Source organism: Rubripirellula amarantea (assembly GCF_007859865.1).
GTDB classification, from domain to species: domain Bacteria; phylum Planctomycetota; class Planctomycetia; order Pirellulales; family Pirellulaceae; genus Rubripirellula; species Rubripirellula amarantea.
Window position 1 is genome coordinate 872,508 of sequence record NZ_SJPI01000002.1, and the last position, 18,659, is coordinate 891,166.

An 18,659-nucleotide genomic window follows, 5' to 3' on the forward strand; every position below is an offset into this window, starting at 1 on the left:
GTGTCAAGAATGTTATCGTGTGTCGGGAATGAAGAAAGGCAGTACCTTAGGTCGCCTGTGTTCTAAATATCTGTTTTGGGTCTGCTTTAATGAAATCTCTGCGTGTTGCGTCGGTGCAGTTCAACCATCAACCCGGCGACAAGAACGCCAACTTATCCACCATGCGAGGTTATATCGAAGCGGCCGCCGGGGAAGGTGCGGAAGTTGTTTGCTTCCCGGAATGTTGCGTATCGGGCTATTGGCATTTGCGTCATTTGAGTGCAGTCGAGTTGGCTGAACTAGCAGAGCCGATTCCCAACGGTCCAACCTCGAAGCAGCTTTTGAACTGGTCTCAGGAGTTCAATATCTGCATCGGTGCGGGATTAGTCGAGATCGATGACGCGGGAAACTTGTACAACTCGTATGTCGTCACGACTCCCGAAGGACAAACCCACTGTCATCGCAAGTTGCACTGCTTTATCAGCGAGCATATGCAATCGGGCGATGCTTACACGATCTTTGAATTGCCTGGCGGTTGGCGAACGGCAATCCTCATTTGTTACGACAACAACATCCCTGAAAACGCGAGGATGTGTGCGCTGGCGGGGGCCGAGCTGATCCTAGCACCCCATCAAACTGGTGGATGTAACTCGGGAAGTCCGTTTGCCATGAGCCCCATTGATCGTGAAGTTTGGGACGCTCGCGAAAGTCAGCCTGACAAGATCCACGCCGAGATTACCGGTGACAAAGGACGTGGATGGTTGATGCGTTGGTTGCCCGCGCGTGCCCATGACAACGGAGTGTTCTACGTATTTAGCAACGGTGTCGGGCCGGACGACGACGAGGTTCGAACCGGGAATGCAATGATCCTAGACCCCTATGGACGGATCATCGTGGAGACCAGCAAGGCGGGTGACGACATGGTGATCGCAGATTTGGATGGTTCCCTTCGCGATCGCTCGACCGGAGTACGCTGGATGCGTTCTCGACGTCCCGAGCTGTACCAAGCGATCGCCACCCGACGCGGCGACGAACAACCGACTCGTGCAGTCCGCTTCGACCACTCGTGAAGCTGTGGATGGAAATCACTGTTCGCAAGCCGGTTGAAGATGGACTCACGCCAAGTCGAGTCGCTTAATATCAAGTCGCGCGAGTACTCATCGCCCAATATCACAGACTAGTGTTGATGGTGAGTCTCAAACCCGTTCTTGCTTAGCCATTGGACCAATTCGTCAGCAGAAGCGTGGTCGTTGAGATGAACAGCTCGCCAAGTCGGCGCCCGGAACGCAATGTCGGAATGGTCGCCATGCTGATCGACTTGCACTTCGACACCCAGGCGTTGCAACATTGCGATGTACTGTTTTTCTTCAGCCGAGCCGTCACCATGCATTTGACGCCATTGAACTAAACGCAGTTGCACTGGCTCGGGACCTTGAGTGAACTCCGCATCAAGATGAGCGTGCGAGACGTCGAAGCCTGATTTGCTAAGCCAGTCCGCCCATTGCTCCGCCGCAGCGTGGTTGTGCATCGGAATGTCGGTCCAAAGAGGTAGTCGGTATGTAACGTCGATATGAGTAGCGTGTTCGGCTTTCTTAATTTCGCAGCCAAACTTCTGAAGTGTTTCGGCATGGGTCGCCGCATCAACAGCATTGTCGAAATGCATGGTTATCCAGTTGGGCAATTGGATCGCCAGCGTCTCGGCGTCTTGATTTTGGGCAAGGTAGCTGCTTATGAAACTTGTTTGAGCGAGCCCGGCATTGTTGCGAGAAACTTGTCCATTGCCATCACCAGCACGAACACTACCTAGAACGATGGAAAGTAAGCTGCAGCAAGCGATGGTCCACATCGAGAGCGACACCATATGGTTGATGGTTTTCATTTTGACATCCGTGATAGAAGAGAAGATCCTGATTCCGACACACAATTGCGAGCGGCGTGCCAAAAGGTTCTCTCGAGCGTCAAAAATATTGCGATGCGATGATTGAGCGGCAAACGCGTGCAATCAACGCGTAAATCGCGAAGCATCCGTCAGCTTCAGTTTCACGCGAGCCGTTGTGGATGGCATTTACAACGCAAAGTTTACAAGCTTTTGTCAGATCGACTTGGACGACAAGCGACCATCGCGCTGGTCGCGGAGGTTAACTTTGGAAAGTGAACGCGTTTGTATCTCTCTGGAAAGGTCGCCTCTCTCTGCAAAGGTCACCGATTGTTCTGGAAAACCTAGTGGAAAGTCTGTTGCCGATACGCGACAAGTTGTACAATGCAAACATGCACGTCCAGGTGCGGAATTGAAGTCGGCAAAGGTATCGGGATTGATGTCAGCCCGCCGTATCGCCGCACCAAATTCCTGGGGAGATTCAAATGAGCGAGACAGCAACAAGAGAACCAACCAAACAACCAATCATCGGCTATCACACGGACGATGATTCGCATTGGGTTGCCCGGTTGGCGTGTGGTCATCAGCAACATGTTCGGCATGACCCACCATGGATGAATCGCAGTTGGGTTAAGACCGAGAGCGGTCGTCGATCTTTGCTGGGTTACCAGCTTCGATGCCGCAAGTGCGATGAAGGAGCACCGCCTGACTTTGACACCGAGTAAAAATCCGCGTTTGTCCCACGACTTCGCAAGATTTGTGATTAGGTCTGCTGCGTAAGTACCTGCCGCTAGACGATAAACCGCCTGGCTTCGAAAGAAGGTGCACGCATCGCTGAGGCAAACGAGTGATATTGTTTAAAACGCCAGCATTTCGCCGGGCATTTCGCAATCAAACCGTTGGCAATCAGACGGTTGGCACTCAAAACGTTGGCACTCGAGTGGCAACTTGAATTGGCAACACTTGCTCACTCGACGATTGCGCTTTCATTCGCGAACGAGATCAACGCTCGATCCAAGGGTTTTCTTCGTCGTTGATCGGAACACTCTTAGTGATGAAGTCCACGATCGCGGGGATGACCTTCGGTTCGTTGCTCACCAAAGATGGGCCAGTTAAGGACGTATCGATCATGAGTGATTCGAAGCCCGAGACCGTTCCACCGCCAGCACGCTTCTTCGCTCCCTCGATGCGACGGCCAATCCGCTCGGCGTCCTTCGCCTCGGGACTGGTTTGTCCGGCAACTATCATGATCGGCAACTGAAGGATGTTGGGATCGCGCAGTGGCGGTTCGATTGGCAAACCTTTGAGTTGTTTCTCAGGCGATATCAAAACCAACGCTTTCACGTCTTGGCTTTGCTTGATGCTTCCCACGCTCGGAAACGACCAATCGATGCTGGCCCAATGGGATGCCAGAATGCAGCCTTCTCGCACGCCAACGACAACCAACGCGTTTAGGTTCAGGTTCTCTGCATTGTTCTCTTCCTTCAAGAAGCCCTTCGCTTTTTCCAGATCGATACGGATGATGTTTTGAACATCAACCTTGCTCATTCGCGAAACGTCGAACTTCTGCGGTTTGCCGGTTACGTCGATGTATTCCATGCTGCCGCCGTGACCGCGGTAATCAGGTACCAATACAGCACAGCCTGCCGAACGCAGTGCCGCGATCAGCGGCACGTAGGGACTGGACTGACCTTGCCATTCGTGGACGAATAAGACGGTGATGGCGTTCTTTCCTTTTTCCGAGGGGAAGTAGAACGCGCGAAGAGTGACCCCGTCTTTCGTTTTCAACTTCACCGGACGCGGCTTGTATCGGTCATCTTCTTCCGTTTTCGGTTTGCGTTGCGCCAGCGCTGTGTTCGCGACTGCAATAGCAATCAGAAATACGAACAAGCTCGTGAGCGCTCGTCGCACGCGGTTGGCTTGTACGTGGGGACACATGATCGTCGGTTGAAGATCATTCGAGTGGGAAAGATTATCGCTCATCGTTGCCGTCATCGCTCGCATGCACAAATCCGTTCGGTCAATAGGGTGGGTTGGATGGAAAAAAGGCGAACCTGATTTCGCTTTGCTGACGCCATCGTACAGCTTCGCTATCAAGTAAGATTAGACCGGCTACAAAATCCGGTCAAACTTAACTCACTTCGTTCCTGGCGTTCTTCTGCACAAATCATGATCAAAATCGCGAAATCAGGCCAATCCGTTCGCCGAATCGCCGTCTTTACTCTCGCAATGACGTTTTCATGGTTGGCTTGGCCCAATGTGATATTGGGTCAGAACGACCTGCAAGACATCCCGACGCCGGATCCGGTTTCCGAAATGGAAATGATGAATCTGGCCGAGGGAGCGTCAGTCAATCTGTTTGCCGCGGATCCTGACATTCGTAAACCGATCCAAATGAACTTCGATTGCGAAGGTGGCTTGTGGGTGGCCAGCAGCGAGGTTTATCCGCAAATTCAGCCGGGCGAAGTGGCGAATGACAAGATCATTGTGGTCCGAGACACCAACGGCGATGGCCAGGCTGATTCACAAACGGTGTTCGCGGACGGATTGTTAATTCCCACCGGAGTCCTGCCCGACGGCCCGCATGCCGCCTACGTCGTGGACAGCACGCAACTGTTGTACCTGACTGACACCGATCACGACGGCAGGGCTGATCAACGAAAGGTGATTATCAGTGGCTTTGGCACCGAGGATACCCATCACCTTGTGCATACGTTGCGCTATGGTCCCGACGGATGTGTCTATTTCAACCAATCAATTTACATTCACTCGCACATCGACACGCCCGATGGGACACGGCATTTGGACGGGGGTGGCATTTGGCGATTCCGACCTGAAACGAATGAATTGGAAGTCATTTGCAAGGGCTTCATCAATCCGTGGGGGCACCAATTCGATGCTTACGGTGAATCATTTGTAACCGATGGGGCGTACTTCGAGGGCATTAACTATGCGTTCCCAGATTCCGTGTTTGCGACATCCCCCGGTGCAACGCGATGGTTGACTGGGCTGAATCCCGGCAGCCCCAAACATTGCGGTTTGGAAATCCTTTCTGGAACTCACATTCCGCCTGCCTGGTCGGGAACGATGGTGACCAACGATTTTCGATCGCACCGCGTGTGCCGTTTCGACGTTCGACCTTCGGCCAGTGGCTATGTCAGCCGTCAACAACCCGAGGTTATCACCACACCGCACGTTGCTTTCCGTCCCATCGACGCTCGCATGGGACCCGACGGTGCGATCTACATCGCGGACTGGTACAACCCGATCATCCAACACGGTGAAGTGGACTTTCGTGATGAGCGTCGGGACCGCAAGCATGGTCGAATATGGCGAGTTTCGTTTCCGCGACGTGAAGCGGACCCTTGGCCTGAATTTAGTGCTCTGCCAACGGATTCGCTGGTCGCCTTGTTGGAGGATCCAGCTTTGCCGGTTCGCCAGTTTGCGCGACAACAACTTTGGAAACAATTAGAGGTTGATGCTGCCCAGGTGATGAAGTCGGTGCGGAGTTGGGTGAACGAGAAACCGGGAACCCGCCTGATAGAACTGCTGTGGATCAACGAATCCCTCGATGCACCCGAGGATGCCGACCTCGCCTCCTCGATCGATCGTTTCGAATCCGTAGATGCGAGATATCAACGAACCGTTCTTCGCAGTCTCTATCGGAACCGAGAAAAATCGGCCGGCGCCGATCTTCGACAACAAATCGAAAGTTTTGCACTTAGTCAAACTTCTCACGCTAACGCTGCAGTCCGATTGGAGGCGGTCGTCATCGCGGGCCAACTCGACGGAATTGAAGCGTTAAACGCTGTGGTGGCAGCTGCGGGTCAGGACGTTGACGGCAATTTGGACTTCGCCATCTGGCAATCCGCTCGGTCGATCGCGGCAAGACACCCGTCGAACTCTTCGATCTTGGCTGATGCCCAATGGAAAGGACGCGAGCGTGATTTGGCGAAAGCGATCACAGCGATTGGCGACGCGAAAGCCGCGCAGGTTGGTTTGGATGCCCTGAAAGATGCGAACATTGAAACCGATGTGATGAGCGAAATGATTCGTGCCATTGCATCGTCGGCGAATGCGGACCAGCTTGGAAGGCTTGCCAAAACACTGGTGGGTCATCCCGCTGGAAAGGACCAATTCGATTCGTTGATTGCTAGGACCCAGGCAGATGGCACTAAACCCGCTGGAATTGCCGATGTGCTTTCGGCAGCGGTGCCCGACGTGCAGAGCCTGGTTTCGAACCCGCATTGGGCTAGCAAGGTCGCGAAGATGATCGAGGTCTGGAAGGTTGTTGAGTTGGAGTCGGTGATCACGCCAGCGATCAACGAAGCCGGACCGGATCTGCAGTCACAATTGATCGCGGCTTTGGGAAGTCTCGATTCCCAGTCCGCTCGCACGACCATCCAGGAACTAGCGAAGTCCGATCAACCTGAGATCCAGTTTGCCGCCGTCAAAGCGATGTTGGGCCAACGCCCGCGGATGTCGATACCGGCAGTCCTAACCATGTTGCAGAGCGACGAGACGTTGAACCAAGGTTTGGCACTGTTTGATGATCTCATCAATCGAAAAGGACTCCCGACTCCGGTCGCCGCTGAAATTCAGAAGCGAACGTACTCGGCTAATCAAGCCCGTGCAATGTTGGCGAAGGTGCAAGCGAAGGGCGGCGACGCAGGATTGGAATCTGCCATTCGGAATGTCGGAAACCTCGAGGACGCGGCTTGGAAGTTGTCGCCCGAGCTATCGCAAAAGCTTGTCGGGGAAGTCAAATCAAGCGGCAACCCGCACCGAGGCGAGCAAATCTACCGTCGCTCTGGGTTGCAATGCATCACCTGTCACGCGATCGGATCTGCGGGCGGCCTGGTCGGTCCCAACCTGATCAGCATCGGTGGCAGTGCTCAGGTTGACTATATCATCGAGTCGCTGCTCGATCCCAGTGCGAAGCTCAAAGAAGGCTACACCACCTTGTCGGTGTTGACCGACGAAGGGCAATTGCACACCGGCATCGCGATCGGCGAAACTCCCGAGGCCATTCTGCTTCGACTTGCCGACGGCAAAGAGATCTCGATCCCGTTGGATTCGATCGAAGATGAAAAGCCCGGAAAGTCTCTGATGCCGCTCGGGTTGGTCGACACATTGACTCAGTCGGAATTAGTTGACTTGACTGCGTTCCTTTCCGCATTGGGACGCGAGCCTGAGTTCACGGTTTCGACAAAGCCGTTGGTTCAGTCATGGGAAACGCTGGTTTACACGAACGAGGCGAACCGAGTGTTCAATCGTACCAGCACCGATTCGGTCGCTAGCGACGATCCAATCATGCAGTGGCGGCCTATCACGTCGTTAGTCGATGGAACTCTACCGATTAGTGAACTCGATCGCTTTCAACAGCACCGGACGACTCCGCCGACTTCCTTCGTTCGTTTCAATTTGGTCATGCCTGAGGCGGGAACGATGAAGGTCGCGCTGCCTTCGACGATGTTAGAATCCGGTCTCGATGCATGGCTCGATGGAAAACCGACACCGGTCAGCGGACTTGTTTCGAAGAAGCTTGACGCTGGTACTCATACCATCATCTTCGGAATCTACCGCGATCAAATCACATCCCCGTTCGCGGTGGAAGTCAACGGAGATGCGACGCTTCCGTGATTGATGCGGCAACGAATGTCGTTGCGTTCTAGCGAGTGGCAACGCAGTGTTGGCGCAAAGCACGCGGTCGGTGAAACGCTTGGCCGCGTCGGGTGTCCGACTGCAAGAGTGCCCGCCGCGGGATTAGCTGTTGAAAGATTAGCTGTTGAAAGATTAGCTGTTGCGAGATCGCAGCGACAAGACTAGCCGTTACCAAACCGACTAGCATCGCCCGGACCATCGTTTGCCCCATGAGCGATGGTCGCTTGTCGGTTAAACCGCTCGAGATGACGCTACGGTTAGCTTTCGCATTTGCATGGCAACTTCGGGCGTGAGCGTTTCAGGAGCGAATCGCCACGCCCAGTTACCGAACGCCTTGCCGGGAACATTCATGCGAGCTTCGTTGCCTTGGCCGAACAAATCTTGAATCGGCATGATCGTCAGCGATGCTTTGGACTGCAGTACTGCGTCGATCAGTTGCCAATTGACGGGTAGGTCCGATTCTAAATACGGCGCTAGCAGTTCCATGAACGTTTCGTCACTCTTTCGCCTTAGGTACCATCCCATGACAGTGTCGTTGTCGTGCGTGCCGGTGTAGGCGACGCAGTTCTCGGGATAGTCGATCGGACGATGGAAAACGTCCTCTTCATTGTCAAACCCGAATTGTAGGACACGCATGCCGGGATAGCCGAGAGCGTCACGAAGTTCGTAGACTTCCTCCGTGATCATTCCCAAATCCTCAGCGATAAACGGGAGTGGTCCGAGCTTGGCTTCCGCCGCTCGGAATGGTTTTTCGCCTGGGCCTTTGACCCACTTCCCGTTAATCGCCGTCTCTTCACTCGCTGGCACTTCCCAATAGGCTTCGAAACCACGGAAGTGATCCACTCTCAACAAATCAAACTGTTGAACCGCGCGGCTGAACCGCTGAGTCCACCAACGATACTCATCAGCTTCGATCGCTTCCCAGTTATACAACGGGTTTCCCCAAAGTTGACCGGTCTCGCTGAAGTAATCCGGTGGCACTCCGGCAACCAGAGCCGGTTTGCCAACTTCATCAAGGTGAAATAGATCTTGGTTCACCCATACATCACTGCTCTCGTGAGCAACGAAGATAGGCATGTCGCCGCACAACTGAACTCCACGCTCGTTTGCGTAGCTCTTTAGCTTAAACCATTGGCGATCAAACAAGAACTGGACGAATCGCGAGTACTCAATTTCCTCCGCCAGTTTATCGTCCCACTTCGCGATTGCGTCGGGAGCATGTTGGGGCAACCCGTCGGGCCATTGGGTCCAGTCGAGCATGACTAGGTGCGACATGATCGCTTCGTAACGAGCGAAGTCCTCAAGCCAATCACGCTGGGCGAGTTGAAACGCTTCGAATTCGTCCACTAGTTCGCACGGCGATGTTTGAGTGAACACCTCAAACGCTTGTCGCAGCAAGACATCCTTCTTGCCTAACGATTGCTGGAAATCGACAAAACAAATATCAGCTCGTTGTACCGCAGACGCTTTGACCTGATCCTCGGTGACCAAGCCATCCACCAGAAGATCATCGGGGCTGATCATCACTCGATTCCCCGCCATTGCCGAATAGCAACTGTAGGGCGAGTAATTATGTGCGGGTGGTCCGAGCGGCAAAACTTGCCACAGGGTTTGCCCGGACTGGATCAAGAAATCGACGAAGCCCCGAGCAGCCGGTCCGAGGTCGCCAACACCGTGTGGAGTTGCCAGGGAAGTGATGTGACATAGCACACCACTGCGACGAGTTGTGTTTGACATGGATGATTCAGGCATCAGACGTTCCGCAGTGGTTTGACGCCCCAGATCTCATCAGCGTACTGCTGAATGGTGCGATCGCTAGAGAACCAACCACTGTGGGCTGAATTAAGAATGCTCATTCGATTCCATTTTGCCTGGTCACGATAAGTTGCACCGGCTTCGGTTTGGGCGTCAATGTAACTGCGAAGGTCAGCGATCGATACCCATTGATCGTGAGGATTGCGAAGTCCCTGGGTCAACAGATCGAAGATGCCAGGTTCATTCATGTTGAACGTTCCTCCTTCGAGCAGTTCCATCACGCGGCGGATCTCAGGATCGTCGGCGATGATCGTGTTGGGATCGTAGCTCTTGCGAGCTTCAACCACGCCTTGGGCATCGAGGCCAAAGAGGAAGAAATTCTCGTCACCCGCCTTCTCGCGAATTTCAATGTTCGCACCATCAAGCGTACCAATGGTCAACGCTCCGTTCATCATGAACTTCATGTTTCCGGTCCCCGAAGCTTCTTTACCCGCGGTCGAAATCTGCTCGGACAACTCTGTGCCCGGGCAAATGATTTCCATCGTCGAAACGCGATAGTTCGGGAAGAACGCTAATCGCAACAGACCCTTCGTCGCCGGATCAGCATTGACGACGGAAGCCACATTGTTGATCAGTTTGACAATTAGCTTCGCGACGTGATATCCAGGAGCCGCCTTGCCACCAATCAGAACACAGCGAGGCGTCATGTCTTTGGTTTCGCCTCGCTTGATTCGATCGTAAAGATGAATCACGTGCAGCACATTAAGCAGTTGTCGCTTGTATTCGTGAATCCGTTTCACTTGCACGTCGAAGATCGCATTTTCCATGAACTCAACACCGGTGTGCTTAAGAACATGAGCAGCGAGTCGTTGCTTGTTGGCAAGTTTGACATCGGCCCACTTCTTTTGGAAAGCGGCGTCGTCGGCGTACGGCGCAAGCTTTTCCATCTGCATCAAATCGCATTCCCATTCGGTTCCGATGGTTTCGATCAACAGATCACGCAGAAGCGGATTGCAGTGGGACAACCATCGACGTTGAGTCACGCCGTTGGTCTTGTTGTTGAACTTCTCTGGCCAAATCTTATAGAAGTCTAGGAACAAGCCTTCTTTGAGTAGTTCAGTGTGCAGGGCGGCAACACCGTTGACGGAGAAACTTCCGACGATCGAAAGGTAGGCCATTCGGATGTGAGGTTGATGGCCTTCTTCGACAAGCGAAACGCGTCGCAGCAGAGCGGTGTCACCAGGGTGAGCTTCCTTGACCAATGCCAAGAAACGTTCGTTGATTTCGTAGATGATTTCCAGCAAGCGTGGAAGCAATCGGCTGAACAGGGCAACCGACCAACGCTCAAGAGCCTCGGGCAGCAACGTGTGGTTCGTGTAAGCCATGCAGCTTGACGTAATCTTCCAAGCTGCGTCCCATTCAAGACCGTGCTCGTCCATCAACAACCGCATCAGTTCGGGAACTGAGCAAGCAGGGTGCGTATCGTTAAGTTGGAAGCAGTTCTTTTCGCCAAAGTGAGTGAAGTCTTCGCCGTGCTGTTCGACCCAGGCTGCTAAAACATCCTGCAGACTTGCCGAGACAAGGAAGTACTGTTGCTTCAGACGCAGTTCCTTACCGTTTTCACTGGCGTCATTAGGATACAAGACCATTGAGATCTGTTCGGCATTGTTCTTCTGAACGACAGCATCGGGGTAGTTGCCCGAGTTGAATTCTTCCAAATTGAATTCATCCGTCGCGGCAGCCTTCCATAATCGAAGCGTATTGACGGTTTGGTTCTTGTAACCGGGAATCGGCATGTCGTAAGGAACGGCAAGCATGTCATGGGTGCCAACCCAACGACTCGCCATCTTGCCCGAGTCGGCCATGTATCGTTCGGTGCGACCATAGAACTTAATGGTTCGTGTGTCTTCGGGACGCTCGATTTCCCAGATGTTGCCATCACGAAGCCAGTGATCGGGGGCCTCCACTTGGCGGCCGTTCTCGATCATTTGGTGGAACATGCCGAACTCGTAACGAATTCCGTATCCCGCAACTGGAAGCTGCAAGTTGGCGCAACTATCCAAGAAGCAAGCCGCCAATCGACCCAGGCCTCCGTTGCCGAGTCCCGCGTCTTGTTCTTCGTCCGCGATCTCTTCGAGCTGAACACCGTACTGATGCAAAGCGTTGCGTGCAGACTCTTCCAAGTCCAAATTTTGGACTGCGTTGTTAAGAGAACGTCCCAGAAGAAATTCGAGCGAAAAGTAGTGGACGCGTCTTTGGTCGGTCGTCGCGAACTGGTGACGCGTGTTACGCCAGTGGTGGGTCACTCGATCGCGAACCGCGGTTGCGAGCGCACGGTAGTGATAGTTGGAACCGATGTCGCTTTCGTCGTGACCGAACGTGTACATCAAGTGGCGGCGATGCTCTTGATTGAGCGGAGCCAAGACGTCGAAGGTTTCTTTGTCGTGGGAAGTTTGGTCGAGCATCTTGGAAATCGTCTTCAAAGTGGAGGTCGTAAAACTCGATCGAGTGGCTGAGCGAGTGTCCGTGAAAAGTGCCGGTCTTCGTTCAGTGGTACGATGCCAAAGGTAGCAGCGTCCCTGGGCGGAAGACATCAACTTGGCCCGCGAACACTGGAGCATTGTCGCGATTCGAGGTCAAATTGTCGATGCACTATCAATCGGTGCTTATTCTTAGCATTTTTAGCGTCTTCGCTGCGGTATCAATCTCAAATTTGAAGTTGCCCAAATAGCTCATACCTAACAACGGTTCCGCGCCCGTCGCCGTCACGTCCAGAACGGCAGCTTCAACGCCCTCGGCTTCGAAATTTCCGACTCGGACTTTTTCTAGCGTGACCCGGCGAGCCGAAATCTGGCGTCCGTCGGCCATAATTAGGTTCAATCGAGGTGCATCTTCGGGAACCAAAATTCCTAATTTTGTAGCCGTTTCCATCGGCAAACTCACCAAAGTCGCACCGCTGTCGACCATCATTGGCACCGATTTGCGGTCGACCACGACATCAACGATCAACGCGCCGCCTTCGATTCGCAGCGGGATCGATTCTCGAAATACCTCTTCCTCGATTTTCAAAACTCGTCTTTCCACCGAATTTAAAATCGAGCCGGCCGTTTCGTCGGAAGCGACGTCGAAGTTCACTTGCATCACTTTGACCGCCGTGATTACGTCCTGTTCCGAAAGCGACTTGTTGAGTTCTGCAGTGAGTTGGTCCAACGAAGCGCGAGCTGCTAAAACCGACTCGGCATACTTCGCTTCCGCTTCATTGAGGGTCTTACGTTTTTCATCGGCGTTCTTCTTCAAGGCCGCAATCTCATCTTTGACCAACTGCTGCTTTGCTCGATTAGCGTTGATCAGCCCGATGATTCGGTTATTTGCCGAGACGTCTACGCCCGCAACGCGAGCGAGTTGCAGATTGAGTTCGCCGTCTTGCAAAGTCAAACTGCGAGCCAGTTTCCGGTGCAATCGCAAGCGATGGTCGGCTTCTTCCCAATCTTTCTTGACAAGCTTCAATTCGCGTTTTTCGCGGCCTAGAGCAGACACCGCACGACTGATATCCGCACTCTTGGTCGACTGCAACGATTTACCGGACCGCCGTAGTCCGTGATCGGCTAAAATACGCTCGGCCTTTTCTTCGACTTCGGGCGAATACTTGGGAGTCTCAGGCGTCACCGAGGTCTCGTCCGCCATCAAGGCCTTCACAGGCATTGGCACCGAAAGGGCAAACCAGACGCAGGCAAACCCAGCACAGGCAATCGGGATCAAGGTAAATCGCCGATTTAGGCGTGGATGGATCATGTTGAATCAACTCGTATTGAGAAAGTGGTGCGTCACATTCCATTTGACGCTCACGTTTATTCTAGCGTCCGGTGGCTCTTTTGCAGTCAGTGACGACGAGGTTTCGCCGACTCGTTTTCGTGCGGTGGTTCGTCTGGCGCTTAAAGATGAAGCTTGCGCTAATTCTGCGGCCGCAAAACAGGAAGCAGCGGCCACGCTCTGCGATTTGTATGTAGCACTACGCAGTGATCATCGCTATCACAAGTTGCCAATGTTGCAGGCGGACTGTTCCAAAATACGCACTCGACTTCTGAAGATTTCACAATCCGAATCCAGACGTCTCAAACGCGAAAATATCGGTCGGCCGGAAGGCTTAGATGATCGTGTCAGGTTAGCGATCGACCAGGCGGTGCAAACGGAGGGTGATTCATCGTTTGGTAGTTCGGGCTCAGTTGAAGCGTCGACTGGTCAAACCGATGTGGGGCTGCCCGTCGGCTTGGCAGGACCCGGTTTTGATACCGGATGGCAGTTGGTGGAATTGATCCAGCAAATTGTGCACCCCGAGTACTGGGACAGGGGCGGCGGATCAGGAACCATTCGCTATTACAGCATGCGGCGAGTCTTAGTGGTTAGCGCCACCACGGATGTACACGAGCAAGTTGCCGATTTGTTGAAGGCACTGCGATAACAACGACCGGGGGATAACAACGACCGGGGGATAACGATGCCCGGGGGATAATACAGACACTGCGATAAATTGTGCGATCAAGGCAGGGCTATCGATGGCACGGCTGTCGAAGGCACCGTGATGCTCGGGTGGCTGCCACCATGGCCAACGCCTACTGTTCGCCGGTCGCTTCCTTCGCAATAATTTGCGGCCTGACATTTAGGGCGGAACGGAATTCATCCCGTTTGCGACGCAGGATGCATTCGACGAGTGCAACCGGCAAATTTCGTACAAACGACAAACGGGTTGAATTCCGTTCTTCTTATCCTCAACGGAGAATAGAGCTATGGGACGCAGTGGAGTGATTACGTTTAAGGGCAATCCAATGACCTTGTTGGGCGACGATCTAGGCGTCGGCGCCGAGGCCCCCGATTTTGTTCTGCATTACGCGGACAACGGCATTCAAAAGTTGACCGTCGCTGACTTGAAGGGCAAACCTTCGATCATCAGCGTTGTTCCAAGCATTGATACGCCCGTTTGCGCGACTCAGACCAAGAAGTTCAACGACGAGATCGGCAAGCTTGGTGACAAAATTAACTCGGTCACCGTGTCGCGTGATTTGCCTTTCGCCCAAGCTCGCTTCTGTGGCGCTGAAAACGTCAACATGCGAACCGCTAGCGATTATCAAACTCATGAGTTCGGTGAAGCCTACGGCGTAACGATCGACGAGTTGAAGTTGCTCGCCCGCGCCGTGTTTGTTTTGGACGCGGACGGAAAGGTTGCCTACAAGGAAATCGTCCCTGAAGTAACCTCCGAGCCTGATTATTCCGCCGCTATGGCAGCGGTTCGAATGCTCGTTTAAGCATCTACTTCTTCGCTAACGCAGATGGGAAAAAGCCTGCTGGTGATGGTTAGGATCATCAGCAGGATTGAGGCGACGGAAAGGGTGTGGACGAGTCCAAATGTCCCCGCGGTTTGTCCCCAAACGAAAGCGCCCGTCGACATCGACCCCGCCATCGTCGCGTAGTAAAAGCTCATCCCTCGAGCTCGCAGCGCATTGCTCAGACTCAATTGTGTGGTTGAGTTCAGCGTTGTCAGCGTCATCATCCAGGCGCCACCAAGCACAAACGTCACCGTCGAGGCTGCTAATCCGTTGGTCGTGTGAGCAAGGATCAGCAAGGCGATCGCGAACAGCCCCATTGCAAAGCGAATCGTTCGATCCATCCCAAATCGGCGATGCAGACTATGAATGATCGTCGCGCCAACTACCGCACCAAGGCCCAGGGTGGTGACCAAGAATCCGTAACCACGTTCGGCCCAAAGCAGTTGTTGTCGGCTAAGAAGCGGCAATAGCGACCACATTGCCGACGCGGGAATCATGAACATCGCTAATCGCACCAACGAGTGCTTCAGGGATTCAGTGGCACGCAAGTGCGCGACCGCTTCGGTGAGACTCGATTTGACGGACACTTGCTGGGGAGCAACGGCGCCTTCTCGATTCCAACGAACCGCTACGGCGAGGACTCCTGCAAATGAAAACGCATTGGCGGCGAAGGTCACCCAGGTTCCGGCCATCGCGATCATGACACCGCCAATGGCCGGGCCAATCGAACGAGCCAAATTGAAACTGATGCTGCCTAGCGCCACCGCACGCGAAAGTTGAGCCCGGCTGACCAATTCAGGAATCGCGGACTGCCATGTCAAAACGTGCAACACCATTCCCATTCCCGTTAAGAAGGTCAGGGAAAGCAGCAACCAGGCCGTGACCGCACCGGAGTAGGTCAACATCGCGAGCGTAGACGCGGTTGAAAACAAAAACAACTGCGTAACGATGATCAACTTGCGTCGGTCGATTCGATCAGCGATGACTCCCGCCGGAATGGCCATCAACATCATCGGAATGGCCATCGACACACGGACGGCCGCAACCATTTCCGGCGATGAGTCGAGTTGAGTCATTAGCCAGCTCGCGCCGACCTCATGAATCCAGGTTCCCAAATTTGAAAAAATCGACGCAAACCAGAACAATCGGAAGATGGGAATCGATAGAGGCGCCAAGACGCTGGCATGTTTCGCTTCGATGGTGTTGCCCGACGACACGTGTTTCCTAGAAATGCGTTAAGAACATTCAACCCGACCTTGGTAGTATCGGGGTGATGGCAAGCGCCCTTGTTAACGCCCAACAATCATTACAACCGGCGTTATCGCTAGGGCCGCGGCAAATCGCCGTTCAGGTTGGAATAGCGGATTAGGATCCTTAGCCGCCACCCCTCCAATTCGTAACCTAGCCTTCGGAAAAGCAATTTCGTTGATAGGGTTACGATTCGCCAAGGGGGGACACATCGTCATGATTGAAGTTCGTGGACTACGCAAGCTTTATGACGACTATTTGGCGGTCGATGACGTCTCGTTTACCCTTGACCGGGGAAGCATTTGTGGGCTCGTTGGCCCCAATGGTGCTGGCAAGACAACAACGATGCGATGTTTGGCTGGCCTTATTCAAGCGACCGAAGGCGATTTGATGGTCGCGGGATGCGACGCTGTTCGGGATTCGATTGAACTGAAACGCCGCTTGGCTTACGTGCCAGACGATCCGCCGTTGTTCGACGACCTAAGTGTGCTGCAGCACTTGCACTTCATCGGCCGCGTCTATCGAGTGGATGACTACGCGGGCAAAGCCGACCGCCTGCTAGATCAATTTCACTTGACCAGCAAAGCCAACGCCGGCGCAACAACTCTGTCTCGCGGAATGAGACAGAAACTAGCGATCGCGTGCGCGTACATTCACGATCCTCAGGTTCTGTTGCTTGATGAACCAATGACGGGACTTGACCCACCGGGGATTCGAACGTTGCTCGATTCGATCCGCGAACAGGCTCAACGAGGAACTACCGTGATCCTTAGTAGCCACCTGCTGGGAATGATCGAGGAAGTCTGCACCGAGGTGCTAATGCTAGGCGCCGGGCGAGTGCGATACTTCGGCAGCGTCGAAAATTTGCGAAGTCGATACCCGGAAGCCGCCTCGCTGGAAGCAGCCTACTTTGCGAGCGAAAACTCAACGGGCATTCTGTCATTTCCAGAACACGCGTGTAGCGCCGAGACGGTGTTGTGAAAGCAAGCGACGTGAACGTGACGAATGTGACTTCAAACACTCACGCGTGTGAATCAGCGTGGGACGATTGGATGACACATCGAGAACTGCTGCGTTTGATCGTCGTGCGCAGTCGCTTCCGCATGCACAGATCCGTAAGCAGATTTCTTTCGCCGCGACGAATCATCGCAAGCGTCTTAGCCGCATCGTTCATGGTGCTGTACGTTCTGGCTGGGGTGATGATCTTATCCACTCGCCAGCCCGCCGATCCCGGAAGATTGCAGTTGTGGCTGTCTGGTGGGATGGTCCTGTACGCGATCTATCACAGCACCAAGTGCGCTTGGTCGTCGTCGAGCTTAGATCTGGATCTCAGTCCGAGCGAGCAATGGATGCTCGGCGGTGCGCCCCTGCGTCGCTCGTCCTTGGCGATCTATCACGTTCTGCAAATTGTGCCGGCAACGTTCATGAAAACGTGTTTGTTGGCCGTTGTTTTGGCGGTCGATGTGACCTACCCCGCGATGTTAGTCGTCGGGATATTTGCGTCGCTAATGATGCTTGAGGTATGTCGACTTACGGTAACGCGGATGGCAGGCGGCATGGAGCCTCGTGGAATCATCGTTTTTCGAGCCATCACGTCAACCCTCGCCGCAGCGATCGTATTCCAAGTGGTGATGCGCATCATTGCGATGGTTCCCTTGGGAGCACCGCCGCCGATGTACCTTTCCGCGACGTTTAGGTCCTTGGGGCAAACCGCAGCAAGTGAGATGGTGCAGTGGATATCGATGCCTTGGCATTGTGCGGCGAACGTCGCAGTTTCCGATTCGTTGAATCCTATGACGGCCCTTTTTCTCTTGGCTTCCTTGATCGCCTTGCCAACGTCGGTACTAGCCTTCGTCGTGATTGACCGCCGGTGTTTGTTGGCCAGTTCTCGTTGGGAACACGCAAGATTGCATTCTGGCGAGTATGAGTCGCAGAAGGGACACGTTGAAAACCGCGTGAGTTCGTTGTCCGTTTGGCCGACGTCGTTTGGACTTACTGGATTGTTATCAGCAATCGATATTGACGCTTCCTCAGTCGCTTATCGGATGGCCGTCAGCGTGTCACGCTATCGAGGAACGATCCTGTTCAGTTTCGCCATTCCCAGCGCTATTTGTCTATCACCTTTACTAAGTAGCCGAATCAATCATCCGTGGTTGTTTGTCGTCGGCGGCGTCGGAATGTGCACCTCACTTGTTGCTCCTTCGGCATTGAGACTCGACTTTCGGCGCGACCTCAAACGAATGCTCTTGCTTCGAACGCTGCCGATCAATCCGGCTTCCATGGTGTTGGGACAACTTTGGTTTCCCATTTTGATTACCTGCGTGTTTCAAGTGCTTGTCTTGTCCGTCGCAGCCCTGGTGTTGCACCCGGGTTGGTATCAATTTTTGATGTACGTGGGGATGCTGGCCGCGCTGTCTGTGTTCACGTTCGCGACAGAGAATGCGTTGTTCTTGGCGTATCCGCATCGCGAGCGTAACGAAGGCATTGGAATGCTGATCCGAACGAAACTAACGTTTCTTGGCAAAACTAGCATCGTCTTGGGAGCCTTCATTTTGCTAGCGGTATGGGCAACATTTTGCAAGGGCATGTTGCCTGAATCGCTGGTCGGCGTTGCCGTGATATCTGGAGCCCTCGTGGTGACCTGGGGTGCGGCAGCGGGCGCTTTCGCGGTCACAACCTGGTGTTGGCGGCGGTTTGATTTGTCCAGCGAAATGATGGTTTGACCATTATTGGCGACCTATGTTTTTAGGTGTCATGGTTCGGTCGGGATTTATCGATCGGAATCATCTGCGCAACCGGAACTATCCTCACTCCAA

At 53.7% G+C, this 18,659-nt stretch carries 13 protein-coding genes; 7 read left to right on the forward strand and 6 right to left on the reverse strand.

What is annotated here, in order from left to right:
- Positions 1–89: 89 nt before the first annotated feature.
- On the forward strand, positions 90–1,049 hold the full coding sequence (locus tag Pla22_RS16630) for a nitrilase family protein (RefSeq protein WP_146515944.1): 960 nt from the start codon (positions 90–92) through the stop codon (positions 1,047–1,049).
- Between the two features lie 107 nt (positions 1,050–1,156).
- Here Pla22_RS16630 and Pla22_RS16635 read toward each other — a convergent pair whose 3' ends face one another.
- Positions 1,157–1,858, reverse strand: coding sequence for a hypothetical protein (locus Pla22_RS16635; protein WP_146515945.1), 702 nt, complete (start codon positions 1,856–1,858; stop codon positions 1,157–1,159).
- Positions 1,859–2,340: 482 nt separating this feature from the next.
- On the opposite strand from Pla22_RS16635, the gene Pla22_RS16640 reads away from it, so the two are divergent.
- Positions 2,341–2,580: a DUF3565 domain-containing protein gene (locus Pla22_RS16640; protein WP_146515946.1), complete on the forward strand. Its 240-nt coding sequence runs from the start codon at positions 2,341–2,343 to the stop codon at positions 2,578–2,580.
- A 277-nt stretch (positions 2,581–2,857) separates the two neighbouring features.
- On the opposite strand, the gene Pla22_RS16645 is transcribed toward Pla22_RS16640, so the two are convergent.
- Entirely contained in the window at positions 2,858–3,766 is a 909-nt protein-coding gene (locus Pla22_RS16645; protein WP_242632108.1) for an alpha/beta hydrolase, read from the reverse strand.
- A gap of 258 nt (positions 3,767–4,024) precedes the next feature.
- Here Pla22_RS16645 and Pla22_RS16650 point away from each other — a divergent pair, with 258 nt between their 5' ends.
- The gene (locus Pla22_RS16650; RefSeq protein WP_242632109.1) at positions 4,025–7,498 is read left to right on the forward strand and encodes a PVC-type heme-binding CxxCH protein; all 3,474 of its coding nucleotides are present in this window, start codon (positions 4,025–4,027) and stop codon (positions 7,496–7,498) included.
- 252 nt (positions 7,499–7,750) lie between these two features.
- Here Pla22_RS16650 and malQ read toward each other — a convergent pair whose 3' ends face one another.
- The 3 genes from malQ to Pla22_RS16665 form a co-directional block, all read right to left on the reverse strand.
- Positions 7,751–9,271, reverse strand: coding sequence for a 4-alpha-glucanotransferase (malQ, locus tag Pla22_RS16655; RefSeq protein ID WP_242632110.1), 1,521 nt, complete (start codon positions 9,269–9,271; stop codon positions 7,751–7,753).
- The gene (locus Pla22_RS16660) at positions 9,271–11,757 is read right to left on the reverse strand and encodes a glycogen/starch/alpha-glucan phosphorylase (RefSeq protein ID WP_242632111.1); all 2,487 of its coding nucleotides are present in this window, start codon (positions 11,755–11,757) and stop codon (positions 9,271–9,273) included. The genes malQ and Pla22_RS16660 overlap by 1 nt, the downstream gene beginning before the upstream one ends.
- A 172-nt stretch (positions 11,758–11,929) precedes the next feature.
- The gene (locus Pla22_RS16665; protein ID WP_146515947.1) at positions 11,930–13,066 is read right to left on the reverse strand and encodes a retropepsin-like aspartic protease family protein; all 1,137 of its coding nucleotides are present in this window, start codon (positions 13,064–13,066) and stop codon (positions 11,930–11,932) included.
- Here Pla22_RS16665 and Pla22_RS16670 point away from each other — a divergent pair.
- Complete coding sequence (locus tag Pla22_RS16670) at positions 13,065–13,733, forward strand: hypothetical protein (protein ID WP_146515948.1); 669 nt, start codon at positions 13,065–13,067, stop codon at positions 13,731–13,733. The two genes, Pla22_RS16665 and Pla22_RS16670, sit on opposite strands and share 2 nt — an antisense overlap.
- Positions 13,734–14,058: 325 nt before the next feature.
- A complete protein-coding gene (gene tpx, locus Pla22_RS16675) occupies positions 14,059–14,574 on the forward strand; it encodes a thiol peroxidase (RefSeq protein ID WP_146515949.1) in 516 nt (171 codons plus the stop codon).
- On the opposite strand, the gene Pla22_RS16680 is transcribed toward tpx, so the two are convergent.
- Positions 14,571–15,812, reverse strand: a complete 1,242-nt coding sequence (locus Pla22_RS16680; protein WP_146515950.1) for an MFS transporter — start codon at positions 15,810–15,812, stop codon at positions 14,571–14,573. The two genes, tpx and Pla22_RS16680, sit on opposite strands and share 4 nt — an antisense overlap.
- A gap of 247 nt (positions 15,813–16,059) precedes the next feature.
- On the opposite strand from Pla22_RS16680, the gene Pla22_RS16685 reads away from it, so the two are divergent.
- Both Pla22_RS16685 and Pla22_RS16690 read left to right on the forward strand, forming a co-directional pair.
- Positions 16,060–16,824 (forward strand): ABC transporter ATP-binding protein, encoded by a 765-nt coding sequence (locus Pla22_RS16685; RefSeq protein WP_146515951.1) that lies wholly within the window; start codon positions 16,060–16,062, stop codon positions 16,822–16,824.
- A gap of 71 nt (positions 16,825–16,895) precedes the next feature.
- A complete protein-coding gene (locus tag Pla22_RS16690; RefSeq protein WP_146515952.1) occupies positions 16,896–18,566 on the forward strand; it encodes a hypothetical protein in 1,671 nt (556 codons plus the stop codon).
- Positions 18,567–18,659 lie beyond the last annotated feature (93 nt).